Origin of the sequence: Cellulomonas sp. NPDC089187, from assembly GCF_040685135.1 — a bacterium.
GTDB lineage: Bacteria > Actinomycetota > Actinomycetes > Actinomycetales > Cellulomonadaceae > Cellulomonas.
This window is the reverse complement of the sequence record NZ_JBFBHI010000002.1, coordinates 455,691-471,444: the sequence shown is the minus strand read 5'-3', so window position 1 is coordinate 471,444 and position 15,754 is coordinate 455,691. Positions and strand designations below refer to the sequence as shown.

Sequence of the window (15,754 nt, the reverse complement as noted above, 5' to 3'; positions counted from 1 at the left end):
GGTCGGTGAGCGCACCAGTATCGCAGCGGCTCACTCACCGGTCCCCGCATCAGGTCGGCCTCAGCAGGCAACCACGCAGCCGGGAAGGGCGCGACAGTCTGCAGGCAGCCGCGCACCGGGACCACCCGGCTGTCAGCAGCGATCAGCCTCAGAACGGGACCGCGGCGCATTCGCCTTCGAGCGACCCGCGCGTCGAGGTCTCCGTCGACGCGCCCCGCGGCGGTGCCGCCCCGGTCGTCATGTGGTGCTCTCCGTCCCGCCCGGGCACCGACCGGTACCGCCGGGTGGGTGTCGTCCAGGTGATCTCTCCGGGTGCGACCTGCTCGATCCGATGCCCGGCGTGCGTGCGCAACAGATGGTCCCGTCGGCACAGTGGTGCCAGCTTGTCGGCTGAGGTCGATCCGCCCTGGCTGTAGGGCACCGTATGGTCGAGGTCGCAGCGACCCGCGGGCACCGTGCAGCCAGGTCGGGCACAGGTGCGGTCCCTTGCGATCACGTGTTCGGCGAGTTCCGCAGGTGGTCGGTACCGGGTTCGCCCGACGTCGAGCACCGCCCCGGACATCGGATCGGTGACGATCCGCCGCCAGGTCCCGCCCGCGGCCAAGGCCCGGGCGGTGGCCGCGTCGATGGGTCCGTAGCCGTCCAACTCACCCGGTGCGTCATCGACCCCGATGAGGGCGGACAGGGGCACGGTCACCCGGACCTCGGCCCGAGCACGGCGGCTGGACTCCCCGTCGTGCGCACCACCGCCACCGTGCCCGTGGTCGCCGTCGTGTGCTCCACAGCCGGCGTGCCGGTCGCCAACGTCAGACGCAGCACTGCCAGCGTGCCCGTGGTCGACGCCATGTGCTGCACCACCACTGCGGGCGTGCCCGCAGTGGCACGCGTTCTCGCCACCATGCCCCGGCACCAGCGGCGCCCACCCCGGCCCGACCAATGCCGCGTCCAGCAGCGCGTCGGCCCGCAGTTGCCCGAGTGTGCGCCCATCCCCACGTCGCCGCAGCTCCCGGGCCGAGGCGTCCAGCGCCTGGTTCAGCCGCTCCGCCCCGTCGGCGGGCAGCACCGCCCAGATCCCCGCCATCCCGTCCGGCAGCGCCCTCGGCCGGGACACATGCCGATCCACCCGGGCCTGCCGCCGCCGGAGCTCACCACCGTCGGGGTCGACTCGCAGCAGCGCCCGGTCGATGTCCCGACCCAGCTGCTGCACGGTCCGATCCCCGGCACCGGGCAGCACGGCCGCCTCGACCTGCGCGACCGTCACCGCGTCCACCCCGGCCAACCGCCGCACCATCGTGCGGGCGCGCGGCACGTCGATGACTCCATCGGCGAGCGCCTGACCGGTCGCGGGCAACCACCGCTCATAGGCTCGGCCCTCGTCGACGAGCATCTGGGCCGACCGCCGCCCGATGTTCAACCGCATCGACAGCTCGTCGGCAGCGATGTTCGGCTGAGTGATCCGCCCCACCTGGGCGGGCCAGATCGGGTTCATCTCCGGCCGGGACGCCAGCTCCGCCGCGACCCGGGCACTGACCGCATGCGCCCAGGCCTCCAACCGAGCAGCACCCACGGCCACCGCAGGGAGGTCGTCCAGAGCCACGGTGCCGAGGTCGAGGTTGCCGAGCAGCGCCGCCAAGCCCGGCCCAGTCTGCGCAGCCAGCACCGCATCGACCTGCGCCTCCGGCGTCATCGTGGGGTCGGCAGCCCCCTGCTCCGCCGCCACCCGAGCGGCCAGCACCGGATCCTCCACCCAGTCGGGTACGACGTCGGTCACCCAGTCCCCGGCGTCCTGTGGATGGTCGTGCGCGTCCAGCACAGCCAGGTCACCACCGACCTCCCAAGGGTCGCTCAGCACCCGTGCACGCGACCGCGCCGGAACCACCCGGGAGTCGTATTCGTGCAGGTCAAGCGCCATGAACAGACGCTATCGCGCACCACTGACACTCATCCGAGGATCGCCTTGGTCACCGCCACCTGCTCGGTCAGCACCCCACCAATGGTCTGCTGCGTCTCGTGGATCCGCTCCACCACCCCGCCGATCTTGGCCAACGAGTCGATCACCCCGTCCACCTGGCGCTGGATGGTGCGCACCTTGTCGCTGACCTGGGTGGTGGCCTGCGCGGTCTCGGTGGCCAGCTCCTTCACCTCGTGCGCGACCACCGCGAACCCCCGTCCGGCCTCCCCGGCACGGGCGGCCTCGATGGTGGCGTTCAGTGCGAGCAGGTTGGTCTGGGCCGCGATGCCCTGGATGACGGTGACCACCTGACCGATCTGCGCGCTCGACTCCCCGAGGCCCGCCACGTCACGGTTGGCGTCGTCGGCCAGGCGCTGACCGTCACCGGCGACCGTGGTGGCAGCCAGCACGTTGCGCTCCACCTCCTGGATGGAGGTGACCAGCTCCTCCCCCGCCGTACGCAGCCGACCCGCCGCTTCATGCCGTTCCAATGCCTGCCCGACCAGGAATGCCGTGTTACGCAGCGCCTCACGACGGCTGTCGGCAAGAGTCAACGTGCGGGTGGCGAAGAAATCCATCGTCCCGATCACCTCACCGTCGACCAGGATCGGCAGACACACCCCGGACTTCACCCCGACCCGCTGCGCCGCCGGGGCACGCACACAGTCGGTCAGCTCACCCAGATCCTCGACGAACACCAGATCCCGGGCCCGCCATGCCCGCCCGGCCAGGCCGACCCCCTCGGCAAAGGTCGCGGTGCGCGTGACCGCCCGGAACTCCTCCCCGGCATCCCCGGACTCCTGCGCGAATCGCAACACCCGGTGCTGCGGGTCGACCCGCCAGAACGACGAGTACGCCCAGTCGAATCCCTCCCGGATGGCGATCAAGGCCAGGTCCAACGCCCGCTCGGCGGAGGGTGCTCCGGTCACCTCATGGATGACCCGGTTGACCGCCTCGATGTCCTGGGCGGCGTCGGCCTGCCGCTCGGCGGTGGCGATCCGCTCGATGGCCTGTGAGACCAGCACGCCGATGCTGCGCAGCGTCTCCCACCGTTGCGCGGTCAACTCGAGGGTCTCGGTGGTGAAGAAGTCCATCGTGCCGGTGATCCGGCCATCCTCGACCAGCGGGAAGCAGATCCCCGAGCGCACCCCGGCACGCTGGGCAGCCGGGGCCCGCACGCAGTCGGTCAGCTCACCGAGGTCGGCGACGAATACCAGGTCCCGGCTGCGCCACGCGCGCCCCGACAGGCCGACCCCCTCGGTGAACGACGCCGCCCGGGTCACGGCACGGAACTCCTCCCCAGCATCCCCCGACTCCTGGACACAGTGCAGCGCCTCATCCGCGCCGACCCGCCAGTAGGAGCCGTAGGCCCACCCGAAGCGCTCACGCACCTCGTCCAACGCGATCCGCACCGCGGCCTCTGAGCTGTCTGCCCCGGCCAGCGCCAACACCACGGCGGTGACGGCGTCGACATTGGCCCGGGACTCGGACAACTCGACGGCCGCGACCGATGCGGTGACCCGCGATCGAGACAGCATGGTTCCTCCAGTCGATGCGCACACCCCCGCCGTCGGGTTCGATCGACGCGCTCCGTCCCGGGTTGAGGCAGGGCGACTGGTTTCACCCGCTGTTCAGGGCAGCGGCTGCACCGTCCAGGACCCCGCGGTGTCCAGGGCGATCACGCCGGGTGTGACCAGCGGATAGCTCTGGTCGAAGGCGCTGTCCGCTCCGAAGCTCATCGACAGGGGCTCCCCGTCCGAGCCGGTCTGCGCCCACGACATCATGCGGGCGGTGAGCTCGTCCTGCGCATCGGCCGGGGTGTAGGCGACCCGCAGAGTCGTGCCCGGCTGGTCGATGCGGAGCACGGTCGATCCGGTTCCCTGCTGGACCCCGGTGACGGCGGGCAGGTCGTCGACGCTGGACAGGTCGATCCGCCAGTCACCCTCGGCATCCACCACGAGCTGCCGCATCGGCTCCGGCCCGGCGATCTGGACCAGGTACTGCGCGCTGACCGGGCCCTCGCCGCTCCCCCACGCTGTTCCCTGCCCGGGGCTACTGACCTCCACCGGTCCATGGCACCCACCGCAGTCCAGCGCGGCGACCAGGGCGAACTCGTCGACCGCATCGAACGCGATCACAGCGGGCCCGTTGCCCGTGGCCTGCGCCGCACGACCGTCCACGACCGCACCGACGTCGATCACCTGCTCGGGCAGCTCGACCGCCACCGGGGTCGGCACCAACGCGGGATCGGTGCTGGCCGCGTCGCTGACATCAGAGTCGCCACAACCGGTCAGCACGAGGGAGAGGACCGAGATGACAAGGGGCGCTGCACAGCGGGCGACACCCGGAGGGCGGAGGGTCACCGGATCATTGTCACCGACCCGGCCCCGAACGGGATCTCAGGCCGGCAGCTCACCCGCGATCAGCACACCCCGGGACACCACCGCAACGATGTTCTCCACCCGCAGTGCGTCGATGCTCTCCCACGGCCGACCGCGCAGCACCACAAAGTCACTGCCCAGCCCCGGGTTCAGCCGACCGGTCACGCCGCCCAGACCGATGGCGTCCGCGGCGTCGGAGGTGGCGGAGGCGAGGGTGCGCTCGGCGGACCAGCCGAACATCGCCGCCATCACCCGCACCTCCTCCATCTGGTCGCCGAACTCGACGAACTGCCCGGAGGCGTCGGTGCCGAGCACGAACCGGACCCCGGCCTCGGCGGCGGCGGCGAAGCCGGCATCCCGGATCGCCACCACCTCCTGCGCCTTCGCCTGGGCCTCGGCGGACACCGGACGACGACCCTCGGCGATGATGTCGTTGATCAGCAGGGTCGGGGCCACCGGCAGGTTCCGCTCCACCAGGGTGGCCAGGTGCCGCTCCTCGATGGCGGTGCCGTGCTCGATGGAGTCGACCCCCTCAGCCAGCGCGATGTCGAGCCCCTCCGCGGAGTGGGTGTGCGCGGCGACCAGCAGGTTCAGGGCGTGCGCCTCGTCGACGGTGGTGGCGATCTCCTCGCGGGTCTGGTTGCGCCAGCCCACCTTGTCGCCCATCGACAGCACGCCGCCGGAGGTGTAGATCTTCACGCCGCTCGCCCCGGACCGGGCCCAGGTGCGCACCAGCTTGCGGCACTCGTCCGGGCTGTCCGCGGTCGGCGGGCGGTGCGGGTAGTGCGGCGGGACAAAGAGGTCGCCGTGTCCGGCGGTCATCCCGACCTGCCCATGCGACAGCAGCCGCGGACCGGTGAGGATGCCCGCGTCGAATGCCCGGCCGACCGCGAGCTGGATCGAGTCCGCGGCCAGGTCGCGCAGCGTGGTCACGCCCGCCCGCGCGCAACGGATCGCGTTGGCGGCCAGGTGCAGCGAGCGCTCCTCGGCCGGGGTGATCAGCGGCCAGGTCGACGCATCCTTGGCGGGCTCACCGGCGGGGTAGCCCAGGTGCACGTGGGTGTCGATCAACCCGGGGATGATCGACAGCTCGGTGTCCCGCCCGGCGGACTCCTCCACCGCGAGGATCCGGTCACCGGACCAGGTCAGACGGCTGGGTCCGTGCAGGCGCTCGCCGTCCCACAGCGGGAGGCCGTCCAGGTGCTGCTCGATGCTCATGCGGGAAGTCTCTCCTGCGAGGGGTAGAGGGTGGCGGGGCGGCGGGTCAGGACAGCTGACCCATCCGCTCCAGCACCAGGGTGTCCGCGACCGAGACGATCGCGTAGGCGATCATCGTCACCGCGGCGATCACGATGGCCGAGGCCCACATCTGGTCGTAGCCGAAGGAACCGGCAGCACGGGAGATCGCCCCGCCCAGGCCCTCGCCGGTGGACAGCCACTCGGCGATCATCGCGCCGGTCACCGCCGACGGCACCGACACCCGGGCGGAGGCCAGGGTCGCGGGGATCGCCGCCGGAAGCGCCACCTTGCGCAGCACCGTCCAGGACGATCCGCCGTAGGCCAGCACCAGGTCCCGGTGCTCGCCGGTGACCGAGCGCAGCCCGAACAGGATGTTGGCCAGTGCCGGCAGGAAGACCACGATGATCACGATCACGGTGACACCGACCAGGTCCCGGCCGAAGATCAGCGTGATCAGCGGGGTCATCACCACCAGCGGGATGGACCGCAGCACCATGGCGGTGGGCATCACGATCCGCTCCGCCACCGGGGAGATGCAGAAGATCACCGCGAGCAGGAAAGCCGCAACCAGTCCCACCAGGTAGCCGATCCCGGCATCCCGCAGGGTCACCAGCAGGTTGGAGCCGATCAGCTCACGGTTCTCCGCGGCCCCATCGGCGGTCACCAACCAGTCGAAGACCTGCCAGGGCTGGCGGCCGATCAGCGGGTTCACATCGAAGACGACCAGGACCAGCGACCAGATCGCCAGGGCGATCACCACTGCGGCCAGCAGGGTGCCGATCCGCTTGAGCAGGAAGGTGGTCATCCGCGGCGCTCCTTCGCCCAGGGGGTGGCCCATCGACCGAGCAGGCCGATCAGTGCGTACCCCGCCAGGGAGATCAGACCGGTGAGGATGCTCAGCGCCCACACCCGGTCCGGCATGATCTGCCGCTGCGCCGCGTTCAGCGCCACGCCGATGCCGGAGTCGATGCCGCCCAGGTACTCCCCGACGATGGCACCGAGCAGCGCACCGGGGACGGCGACCTGCAGTGCGGTGGCCAAGGCGGGCAGGGCGGAGATCAGCTGCACCTTGCGGATTTGGGTCCACCGGCTGCCGCCGTAGGCCGCCACCAGGTCCAGTGAGCTACGTGAGGCCGACTTCATGCCCAGCAGCGCACCGACCAGCGTGGTGAAGAACACCAGCAGGGCGCCCAGGAAGATCGCCGAGGCCTTACCACCGAACATCGCCATGATGATCGGGCCGATGGCGGTCAGCGGCAGGCAGGAGCTGATCACTCCGACCTGGGTGACCACGCCCTCCAGCTTCGGGACGATCAGCACCAGCGCCGCCACCAGCAGCGCGGCCAGATTGCCCCACAGGTAGCCCTGGATGGACCGGCTCAGCGTCGGGGTGATGTTCGCCTGGTAGAAGCCCCACCCGTCCCGGGCCACCGAGCGCGCCACGGCATCCGGCGAGGGGAAGCTGGTCGAGTTGGTCAGCCCGGCGGTCATCGCCCACCACAGGGCGATCAGCAGCACGATGCCGACGGTGCCGCCGACCCAGGGGCGGGCCAGGGCGGTGCGGAAGCTCGTCACGCAGCGCTCCCATGTCCCCCGAACAGCAGCCCGGACAGGTGGTCGACCACCTCGTGGAACTCCGGGGTGCGCATGAGTTCCGGGGTGCGTGGCCGCTCGAAGGGGATCTCGACGATCTCCACGATCCGACCGGGCCGGGCGGACATCACCGCAACGTAGTCGGACAGCAGCGCCGCCTCGGAGATGCCGTGCGTGACCATCAGCGTCGTCGCCGAACGCTCGGTCCAGATCCGCTGCAGCTCAAAGTTCAACCGCTGCCGAGTCATGTCGTCCAGCGCGCCGAAGGGCTCGTCCAACAGCAGGAAGTCCGGGTGCACCGCGAGCGCCCGGGCGATCGACGCGCGCTGGCGCATGCCGCCGGACAGGTGCGCGGGCCGGGCGTTCTCGAATCCGGTCAGCCCGACCAGCGCGATCAGCTCATCCACCGTGCGGTCGATCCCGCGGCCCTGGATCTCCAACGGCAGCTGGATGTTCTTGCGCACCGAACGCCAGGGCAGCAGTGCCGGGTCCTGGAACGCGATGCCCATCCCGGGCGCGCGCTTGCCGGAGGCGACCGGGGTGCCGTTGACCGCGACGGTCCCAGCGGTGGCGGTCTCCAGACCGGCGAGGATGCGCAGCACCGTCGACTTGCCACAGCCCGAGGGGCCGAGCAGCGACAGGAAAGACCCGCGCGGGGTGCTCAGGCTGACGTTCTCCAGTGCCTGGACCTCACGGCGGCCGGTGCGGAACACCTTGTCCAGGCCGGAGATCTCGATGCCCGGCGCATTCGCCGGGCCACTCACAGGGGCAATCACAGGGTCATTCTCCGCGGGAACGGGCGCACCCGCCCCCATGTCCACCGAGGGGGGCGGGGACACGGGAGCGGGTGCGGTCTGGGGGTCGTCCGTCACTTGAGGTCGGGGTTCTCGCTGAGCACCTCGTCCAGCAGGCTGAGGTCGAAGAGCTCGTCGGCGGTGATGTCGATCCCGGCGTAGGCCAGCGAGTCGATCGTGCCCTGCTGCAGCTCATCGGTGATGGTCAGCAGACCGTTCTCCATGGTGTCCTCGGTGACGACCAGCTCGGCCTGACGCTCGATGGCCAGGGCCATGGCGTCGCGGTCGTACTCCTGGTCCTTGCCGAAGGTGTCGACGGTCAGCGAGGTGGCACGCTCGGGGTTCGCGAGCGCACCCTGCCAGCCCTGCACGGTGGCGAGCAGGAAGGCCTTGAGCTCCTCGGGGCGCTCGTCGATGTCCTTCTGCGCGGCGACCAGCACCTCACCGACGATCGGCAGGCCCTCGTCCGCGAGCAGGAACTCGGTCGCCTCGAACCCGGCCTGGGTCAGCGCGGCCGCACCGGAGGTGGTGTACCCGATGTAGCCGTCGACCTGGCCGGTGGTCAGCATCGAGGTGTCGGACAGCGGCACCGTGCTCACGTCGGCGGAGTCCAGGTCGTTCGCGGCCAGGAACGCGTTCCACACCAGGGTGTTGGAGTCGGAGACGGCGATGGTCTTGCCGCTCAGGTCGTCCGGGCCGGCGATGGGGGCGTCCGCAGCGGAGACCAGCGCGAACGGGTTGCGCTGGTAGGTGGCACCGATGATCTTGACCTCGGCACCGCTCTGGATCGCCGGGGCGGTGATCAGCGGGGAGGACAGACCGACCAGGGCCTGACCACCGGCGACGGCAGCCTCGGCGGAGGTCGCGGACGAGCCGCCCGCGGTCAGCGTGACGTCCTCGAAGCCCGCGGCGGTGTAGAGCCCGTCCTCGACGGCCACGTACTCCCCGACGAACTGGGAGTTCTTCAGCCAGGACAGCTGCACGCTGGCCGGTGCGAAGTTGCCGTCGGTGCCAGTGGTGGTCTCGGAGCCGGCGTCGTCGGAGCTCGAGCACGCCGTCAGCAGCATGCCGACGGCGGCGGCCGCGGCGACCAGACCGGAGAACCGGCGGGCACGGGAGGTGCGGGTCACGTCTACCTCGGATCAGTTCGGGTGGCCCTGGGTCGGGCCACGGATCGACGGCATTCATGCAACCCTCCAGCCCCGGCGCGCCGCCATGTGGGATCGTCCGAAGTCCGACCCCGGTGATGGTGCGATCTGTTGTGCATCCCACCGAGGCGGGTCACATGCCGGACATCTCCTGGCGTCCGAGTGACGGGGTGCTGGCCGATCCTCCACAGCCCGGTGCCGCAGGTCGCGCAGTCGTTGGGCGATCGTCCGAAGATGCCTCGCGGGCGGCTGTGGTGGACTCACCACCAGCCCGATCCCGCCGAGTCGAGAGGACCCGCACCACCGTGTGGCCGACCGCTGAACTGCACGTGCACATCGAGGGCACGCTCGAAGCGCCCTTGATCCGCACCCTCGCGCAGCGTCACGGCCTGCCCGTCCCGGCCGGGATCGACGACCGTGCGCCCTACCCCGATCTGCAGTCCTTCTTGGACGTGTACTACGCGAACCTGGACGTGCTGCGCACCGAGCGTGACTTCTACGACCTGACCGCTGCCTACCTGGATCGGGCGGCGCTGGCCGGAGTGCGGCATGCGGAGGTGTTCGTCGACCCGCAGTCGCACACCGCCCGAGGTGTGCCGCTGGCCGACGTCCTGAACGGAGTGCTCGCCGCGCTGGACGACGCGCAGCGGATCGGCATCAGCACCGGGCTGATCGTGTGCTTCTTGCGCCACTTGGGCCCGGAGGCCGCCGCCGAGACGTTGGAGGCGGTGCTGCCCTGGCGCGACCGGCTGCTGGGTGTCGGGCTGGACTCCTCCGAGGTCGGCTTCCCGCCGTCACTGTTCCGGGAGGTCTTCGCCCGCGCCGCGGAGCTGGGCCTGCACCGGGTCGCGCATGCCGGCGAGGAAGGTGGCCCGGACTATGTCTGGGAGGCCGTCGACGTGCTCGGTGTCGAGCGGGTCGACCACGGCAACCGCGCACTGGAGGACGCCGAGCTCGTCGCCGTGCTGCGCGAACGCCAGATCCCGCTGACCGTCTGCCCGCTGTCCAACCTGGCGCTACGCACCGCTGGACCCGACCTGGCCGACCACCCGCTGTCCGTGATGCTGGACGAGGGGTTGCTGGCCTCCGTGCACTCGGACGATCCCGCGTACTTCGGCGGCTACCTGGACGACAACATCCGGGCGCTGGTCGCAGCCGGGGCGGTCTCCGAGGCGCTGCGCGGTCGGCTCGCGGTCAACGCGATCCGCTCGGCGTTCCTGGACGAGACCCGACGCGCTGAGCTGCTGGACGCGGTCAGCGCGCACGCTCTCGCCATCGGGGCACCCGATCCGGTCCGGGTCGACGCCTGATGCGCGCCGCCGAACTCACCGTCGGCCGCCGGTTCGCCGTCGCACTGGAGCCCGGTGACGAGGTGCTCACCTGCCTGGCCGCGCTGTGCGCCGAGCAGGGCATCCGTCAGGCCACCATCCCGGTGTTCTCCGGGGCGTTCCGCAGCGCCCGGTTCATCGCCGCGCACACCCCGGTCGACGACGAGGAGCCGCCGCTGCCCCAGGAGGTCACCGTGACCTACACCGAGGGCATCGGCTCCGGCACCGTCCTGTGGGATGAGCAGACCCAGACCGCGACCCCGCACCTGCACGTGGCCCTGGGGGTGAAGAACACCGGGGCGACCGGGTACGCCGGGCACCTGCTCGGCGGCGAGGTGCACTACACCGCCGAGGTCGTGGTGGAGGAGGTCCTGTCCCCCACGCTGCTCCGGGTGCCGGACGCGGCGGCCTTCGGCATCCCGACGTTGCACTTCGGCTGACCCGCCCGCGTACCCCCGCCCCGGCGGTCGGCCCGACCCGTCCCTGCATCCAGGCACACACCCGCCCGAGTTCGGTGCTCCGGTCACGAGGTCGGATGCGGCGCCCCCGAACTCGATACGGGAACGACGACCTCGTGCCCGGCGCGGGGACCTCGGCGTGCTGGGGTGCGAGGCGCCGGAGCACGCCGAGGATGGGGGCTGGGCGGTGTTACGGATCAGCGCACAGTCAGCGCATTCGCCTTCGCCTGCGCGCCGAGCCACGCCAGGCTGGGCTTCGGCTGGCGCTCGAAGGTCTCACGGTCCCAGCCGACCAACCCGAAGGTCGGTCGGAAGCCGCTGGCCCACTCGTAGTTGTCCAGCAGCGACCAGTGCAGGTAGCCCTCCACGGTGATCCCGTCGGTGATGGCCGCGTGCAACTCGGCCAGAGCGGCCTCGGTGTAGTCGATCCGACGGTCGTCATCCGCGGTGGCGATGCCGTTCTCGGTGACGAACACCGGCACCCCACCGGACAGTTCCCAGGCGGAACGCACACCCTCGGCCATGGCGGAGGGGTAGTACTCCCAGCCGGTCAGCGTGGTCTCGATGCCGTCCGGCACCTGGCGCGGACCGTCGGGGCCGATGATCGTGCGGGTGTACGCCTGGACACCCACCCAGTCGTCGCCCTTCGACATCTCCAGGTACCAGTCGTCGCGCGGGTAACCGTAGGCGTGCTTGGCGTCCTCGTAGCCGGGCTCGGCCTGGAACGCCTGGGTGGCGATGGTCCACCCGGAGCGGATACCGCCGACACCGGAGAGAATCTCCTGCGCGCGGTGGTGGCAGTCGAGCAGGGTGTCGGCCACCGCAAGGTCCGGGGCGGGCAGACCGTAGGCGACCAGGTTGGCCGGGTCCTCGCCACCGGCGATCATCGCGGCGATATTCGGCTCGTTGACGGTGCAGACCCAGGTCACGTCATTCCCGAGCACCGGCAGGGCGGCCTCCACGTAGCGGGCGAACCGGTCGGCGGCATCGGTGGCCCGCCACATCCCGGCGTCGGCGAACCAGCGCGGCACGGTGAAGTGCATCAGGGTGACCATCGGGGTGATGCCCAGCTCCAGGCAGGTGTCGACCATCCGCCGGTAGTGGTCGATCTCCGCCCGGGAGATGAAGTCGCGCTCCGGCTCGATGCGCGCCCACTCGATGCTGAACCGGTAGGTGTCCAGCCCGGCGTCCTTGAGCAGCCGCATGTCCTCGCGGTAGCGGTGGTAGGAGTCGGCGGCGTCCCCGGAGGGCTCGACGATGCTGGTCCCGGCGGCGTGCTCGCGCGGCCACCAGTCACTGTTGATGTTGTTGCCCTCGATCTGGTGGGCGGCGGTGGCGGCTCCCCAGTGGAAGCCGTCGGGGAACTGCAGCGTGTGGGTCACAGGTCTTTCCTTCAGTCGGTGACGGAGGTCCAGAAGCCGGCCAGCAGGTCAGCGGTGGCCTCGGGGGTCTCGAGGTTGGGCGAGTGCGCGGCACCGGGCAGCACGGCGTACTGCCCGCTCACCTGCTCGGCGGTGCGGCGCTGCCAGGACTGCGGCCAGGCGATGTCGTCGTGTTCGCCGTGCGCCACCAGCACCGGCAGCCCGGTGGCGGCCAGTGCCGCGGTGACGTCGGTGGGGTCGGCGAGGATGTCGATGGCGGCGATCAGCTGGGCGGTGGAGGTGGCGGCCGAGCGCAGCCGGTGGAACTGCGCCTCGGGATCAAGGCCGGGGTCCTCCCCCTGCGCCAGCGCCCAGGCCAGCTCCGGGTTGTCCAGGCTCCACAGATCGGCGGTGCCGCCGGTGGCCAGCAGCCGGGCCCGGATGTCCGCTTTGCGCCCGGGCCACCCGTGCGGTCCGGAGCACAGCAGGGTGAGCGACCGGAACCGCGCGGGGTCGGCGATGGCAGCGGCGCAAGCCACGGTCCCCCCGAAGGAGTGCCCGAGCAGGTGCACCGGTCCGCCGATCAGGTCGACCACCTCCTGCACGTCACCGGCCAGCAGGTCCAGCGCGTAGTCCGACACCCGGGGCAACGACTGCGAGTCGCCCTGTCCGCGCTGGGAGATCGCCCAGGCGTCGATGCCCCGCTCGGCAAGCAGCGGCAGCAGCACCCGGTGGTCCTCCTTGGAGCCGGTGAAGCCGGGAACCAGCAGCGCGGTCGCTCGGGAGTCACCAGTGGGCCGCGCCCGCAAGGCAGTCAGCTCGACCTCCGGCAGCCGCAGTCGGAGCACGTCGACCCCCGCGGCCAGCGGCAACTCACCGAAGGGCACGCCATCGGTAATCGCCCCGGTCATGACGCCTGGAACCGTCGACTGGGCTGCGGCACCGCGGCCAACAGCTCGGTGGTGTACTCGTCCTCCGGGAAGCGCAGCACCTGCACGGTCTCGCCGCGCTCCACCACCCGACCGTGGTGCAGCACCATGATCTGGTCGGCGATCACCCGGGCGGACAGCAGGTCGTGGGTGATGTACAGCAGCGAGACACCGGTCTCCCGGCGCAGCTCCTGCAACAGCGCGAGCACCCCGGCCCGCAGCGACACGTCCAGCATCGACACCGGCTCGTCGGCGACGAGTACCTGCGGGTTGGAGGCCAGCGCCCGGGCGATCACCACCCGCTGCCGCTGCCCGCCGGAGAGCTGGTGCGGCAGCTTGGCCGCGAACTGCTCCACCGGGGTCAGCCCCACGGTCTCCAGCAGCTCCAGCACCCGGGCCCGGGCCGCCTCCCCGCGCAGGTCGGTGAAGTTCTCCACCGGACGGGTCAGCGTGTACTCCACGGTATTCAGCGGGTTCAGCGCCGAGTACGGGTCCTGGAACACCATCTGCATGTCGGCGTGCAGCCCGCGCAGCTGCCGGCGGCTGAGCGTGTCCACTCGCCGGTCGCCAAAGCTGACCGTCCCACTCGTGGGCTTCTCCACCCCGGTCAGCATCTTGGCGATGGTCGACTTGCCCGAACCGGACTGCCCGACCAGTGCCAGGGCACCGCCCGGTTCCAGGGTGAAGGACACGTCGTCGACCGCGGTCACCGGCTGCTCCCCACGCCGGGGTGCGGGGTAGACCTTGCTGACGTGGTCGACCACCACCGCGTCGTGGGCGGCCTTATCGTCGGTGACCTCCGGGGCGTCCACCGTCCGTGAGCTCAGCCCAGGCAGCTCGACCACCTCGGCGCGCGGGTCGGCGTAGTGCGACAGCAGCATCCGGGTGTACTCGTGCTGCGGGTGCTGGAACAGCTGCCGGGATGGGGCGTCCTCCACGATCCGACCGTCGTGCATCACCGCGACCCGCTCCGCTGATTCCAGAACCACGCCCAGGTCGTGCGAGATGAGCATCGCGGTGAAGCCCTCGGCCTTCTGCAGCTCCCGGATGGTGTCCATCACGGCGTGCTGCACCAGGACGTCCAGCGCGGTGGTCGGCTCGTCGAAGACCATCAGCCGCGGTTCCAGCGACAGGGCCAGCGCGATGGACACCCGCTGCCGCATGCCGCCGGAGAGCTCCCCGGGGTAGCGGTCCAGCACGGTGGCGGGCAGCTGCACCTTGTCCAGCAGCTCCACCGCCCGGGCCCGACGCTTCGGCTTCGGCACGTGGCCGTGCGCCGCGAAGATGTCGCCGAAGTGGTGGGCGATGGACCGCACCGGGTTCAGCGCGTTCATCCCGGACTGCAACACCATGGCGAAGCCACCCCGGCGCTGCTCGCGCAGTTCCTCGGCACCCATCCCCGCGATGTCGGTCCCGTCGAAGACGATCCGACCGGAGGCGATTCGGGCCGGGGCCTTGGCCAGGCGGGTGACCGCGAAGCCGAGGGTGGACTTGCCGGAGCCGGACTCCCCCACCAGCCCGATGAACTCGCCCTGCTCCAGGCTCAGGCTCACCCGGTCCACCGCGGTGGTCGGGGTGGCGCCCCGGGGCTCGTAGACGACGGTCAGGTCCTCGATCTCAAGCAGGCTCATCGGCCGGTCCCTTCCCGTAGGCGCGGATTGGACAGGCCATCCACGCCGAAGTTCACCAGGGTCATGGAGGTGGCGAGCAGCGCGATGCACAGACCGGGGGCGAACAGCAGCACCCACTGGCCGGTCAGGATCGCCATCGAGTTCTGGGCCCAGAAGATCATCGAGCCCCAGCTCACGGTCGCCATGTCGCCGAGGCCCAGGAACGACAGCCCGGACTCGGCCAGGATCGCGGAGGTGGCCGCCCCGAAGAACGACCCCGCGATCATCGAGGTCATATTCGGCAGGATCTCCCGGAACACCACCCGGGCCGGTCGCTCACCGGAGAACACCGCCGCGGTGACGAAGTCCCGGCTGCGCAGCGACTGGGTCTGCGACCGCAGCACCCGAGCACCCCAGGCCCAGCCGGTGATGACCACCACCAGGATGATCATCGGCAGCCCGCCGTTCTGGAGGTAGGCGGCGATGATGATCATCAGCGGCAGACCCGGCACCACCAGGAACAGGTTCACCAAGAAGTTGACGACGTCGTTGCCCCAGCCGCGCAGGTAGCCCCAGGACAGGCCGATCACCACGGCGACGACGGTGGACAGCCCACCGGCGATGAAGCCGACCAGCAGCGAGATCCGGGAACCGTAGATCACCTGGGAGAGCACGTCCTCGCCGTTGCCGGTGGTGCCCAGCCAGTGCGCGGAGGACCCGGCCTCGTTGCGCCCGAAGGAGTCGTCGTGCGGACCGTAGGGCGCCAGCACCGGCGCGAAGATCGCCATCAGCACGAACAGTCCGAGCAGCACCAGGCCGACCCGGGCCTTGGGGTTCGACCACACCGTGGCCACCCCCCGTCCGAACACCTGGAACGCGCGCCCGGCCTTGCTCCGACTCGGTCGCCGGGGAGGCTTGGGCACGACCACGCGGTCGGGCATCGTTGTGGATTCAGTCATGTT

The 15,754-nt window shown here is 70.8% G+C and carries 14 protein-coding genes; 2 read left to right on the top strand and 12 right to left on the bottom strand.

Features of this window, described 5'->3' with window-relative positions:
* Nucleotides 1-148: 148 nt before the first annotated feature.
* The 8 genes from AB0N78_RS06430 to AB0N78_RS06395 all read right to left on the bottom strand — a co-directional run bounded on the left by AB0N78_RS06430 (nucleotide 149) and on the right by AB0N78_RS06395 (nucleotide 9,088).
* On the bottom strand, nucleotides 149-1,912 hold the full coding sequence (locus AB0N78_RS06430) for a DUF222 domain-containing protein (protein WP_363387255.1): 1,764 nt from the start codon (nucleotides 1,910-1,912) through the stop codon (nucleotides 149-151).
* Nucleotides 1,913-1,941: 29 nt separating this feature from the next.
* Nucleotides 1,942-3,489, bottom strand: coding sequence for a GAF domain-containing protein (locus tag AB0N78_RS06425; RefSeq protein WP_363387252.1), 1,548 nt, complete (start codon nucleotides 3,487-3,489; stop codon nucleotides 1,942-1,944).
* A 93-nt stretch (nucleotides 3,490-3,582) separates the two neighbouring features.
* Entirely contained in the window at nucleotides 3,583-4,314 is a 732-nt protein-coding gene (locus AB0N78_RS06420; protein WP_363387249.1) for a hypothetical protein, read from the bottom strand.
* A 36-nt stretch (nucleotides 4,315-4,350) separates the two neighbouring features.
* Nucleotides 4,351-5,550: an amidohydrolase family protein gene (locus AB0N78_RS06415; RefSeq protein ID WP_363387246.1), complete on the bottom strand. Its 1,200-nt coding sequence runs from the start codon at nucleotides 5,548-5,550 to the stop codon at nucleotides 4,351-4,353.
* A 46-nt stretch (nucleotides 5,551-5,596) separates the two neighbouring features.
* Nucleotides 5,597-6,376, bottom strand: coding sequence for an ABC transporter permease subunit (locus AB0N78_RS06410; protein WP_363387243.1), 780 nt, complete (start codon nucleotides 6,374-6,376; stop codon nucleotides 5,597-5,599).
* Nucleotides 6,373-7,146 carry an ABC transporter permease subunit gene (locus AB0N78_RS06405; RefSeq protein ID WP_363387241.1) on the bottom strand — a complete coding sequence of 258 codons (774 nt, stop codon included), beginning with the start codon at nucleotides 7,144-7,146 and terminating at the stop codon, nucleotides 6,373-6,375. Before AB0N78_RS06405 ends, AB0N78_RS06410 begins: the two co-directional genes overlap by 4 nt.
* On the bottom strand, nucleotides 7,143-7,940 hold the full coding sequence (locus tag AB0N78_RS06400; protein ID WP_363387238.1) for an ABC transporter ATP-binding protein: 798 nt from the start codon (nucleotides 7,938-7,940) through the stop codon (nucleotides 7,143-7,145). Before AB0N78_RS06400 ends, AB0N78_RS06405 begins: the two co-directional genes overlap by 4 nt.
* 92 nt (nucleotides 7,941-8,032) lie before the next feature.
* The gene (locus AB0N78_RS06395) at nucleotides 8,033-9,088 is read right to left on the bottom strand and encodes an ABC transporter substrate-binding protein (RefSeq protein WP_363387235.1); all 1,056 of its coding nucleotides are present in this window, start codon (nucleotides 9,086-9,088) and stop codon (nucleotides 8,033-8,035) included.
* Nucleotides 9,089-9,411: 323 nt separating this feature from the next.
* Here AB0N78_RS06395 and add point away from each other — a divergent pair, with 323 nt between their 5' ends.
* The gene (gene add / locus AB0N78_RS06390) at nucleotides 9,412-10,416 is read left to right on the top strand and encodes an adenosine deaminase (RefSeq protein WP_363387232.1); all 1,005 of its coding nucleotides are present in this window, start codon (nucleotides 9,412-9,414) and stop codon (nucleotides 10,414-10,416) included.
* The gene (locus AB0N78_RS06385; protein ID WP_363387229.1) at nucleotides 10,416-10,874 is read left to right on the top strand and encodes a DUF296 domain-containing protein; all 459 of its coding nucleotides are present in this window, start codon (nucleotides 10,416-10,418) and stop codon (nucleotides 10,872-10,874) included. Before add ends, AB0N78_RS06385 begins: the two co-directional genes overlap by 1 nt.
* A 215-nt stretch (nucleotides 10,875-11,089) precedes the next feature.
* Here AB0N78_RS06385 and AB0N78_RS06380 read toward each other — a convergent pair whose 3' ends face one another.
* The 4 genes from AB0N78_RS06380 to AB0N78_RS06365 are packed head-to-tail and all read right to left on the bottom strand — an operon-like array spanning nucleotide 11,090 to nucleotide 15,751.
* The gene (locus AB0N78_RS06380; RefSeq protein WP_363387226.1) at nucleotides 11,090-12,274 is read right to left on the bottom strand and encodes a family 1 glycosylhydrolase; all 1,185 of its coding nucleotides are present in this window, start codon (nucleotides 12,272-12,274) and stop codon (nucleotides 11,090-11,092) included.
* Between the two features lie 11 nt (nucleotides 12,275-12,285).
* A complete protein-coding gene (locus AB0N78_RS06375; RefSeq protein ID WP_363387223.1) occupies nucleotides 12,286-13,164 on the bottom strand; it encodes an alpha/beta hydrolase in 879 nt (292 codons plus the stop codon).
* Nucleotides 13,161-14,813 (bottom strand): ABC transporter ATP-binding protein, encoded by a 1,653-nt coding sequence (locus AB0N78_RS06370; RefSeq protein WP_363387220.1) that lies wholly within the window; start codon nucleotides 14,811-14,813, stop codon nucleotides 13,161-13,163. The genes AB0N78_RS06375 and AB0N78_RS06370 overlap by 4 nt, the downstream gene beginning before the upstream one ends.
* A complete protein-coding gene (locus tag AB0N78_RS06365; protein ID WP_363387218.1) occupies nucleotides 14,810-15,751 on the bottom strand; it encodes an ABC transporter permease in 942 nt (313 codons plus the stop codon). The genes AB0N78_RS06370 and AB0N78_RS06365 overlap by 4 nt, the downstream gene beginning before the upstream one ends.
* Between the last annotated feature and the right edge of the window lie 3 nt (nucleotides 15,752-15,754).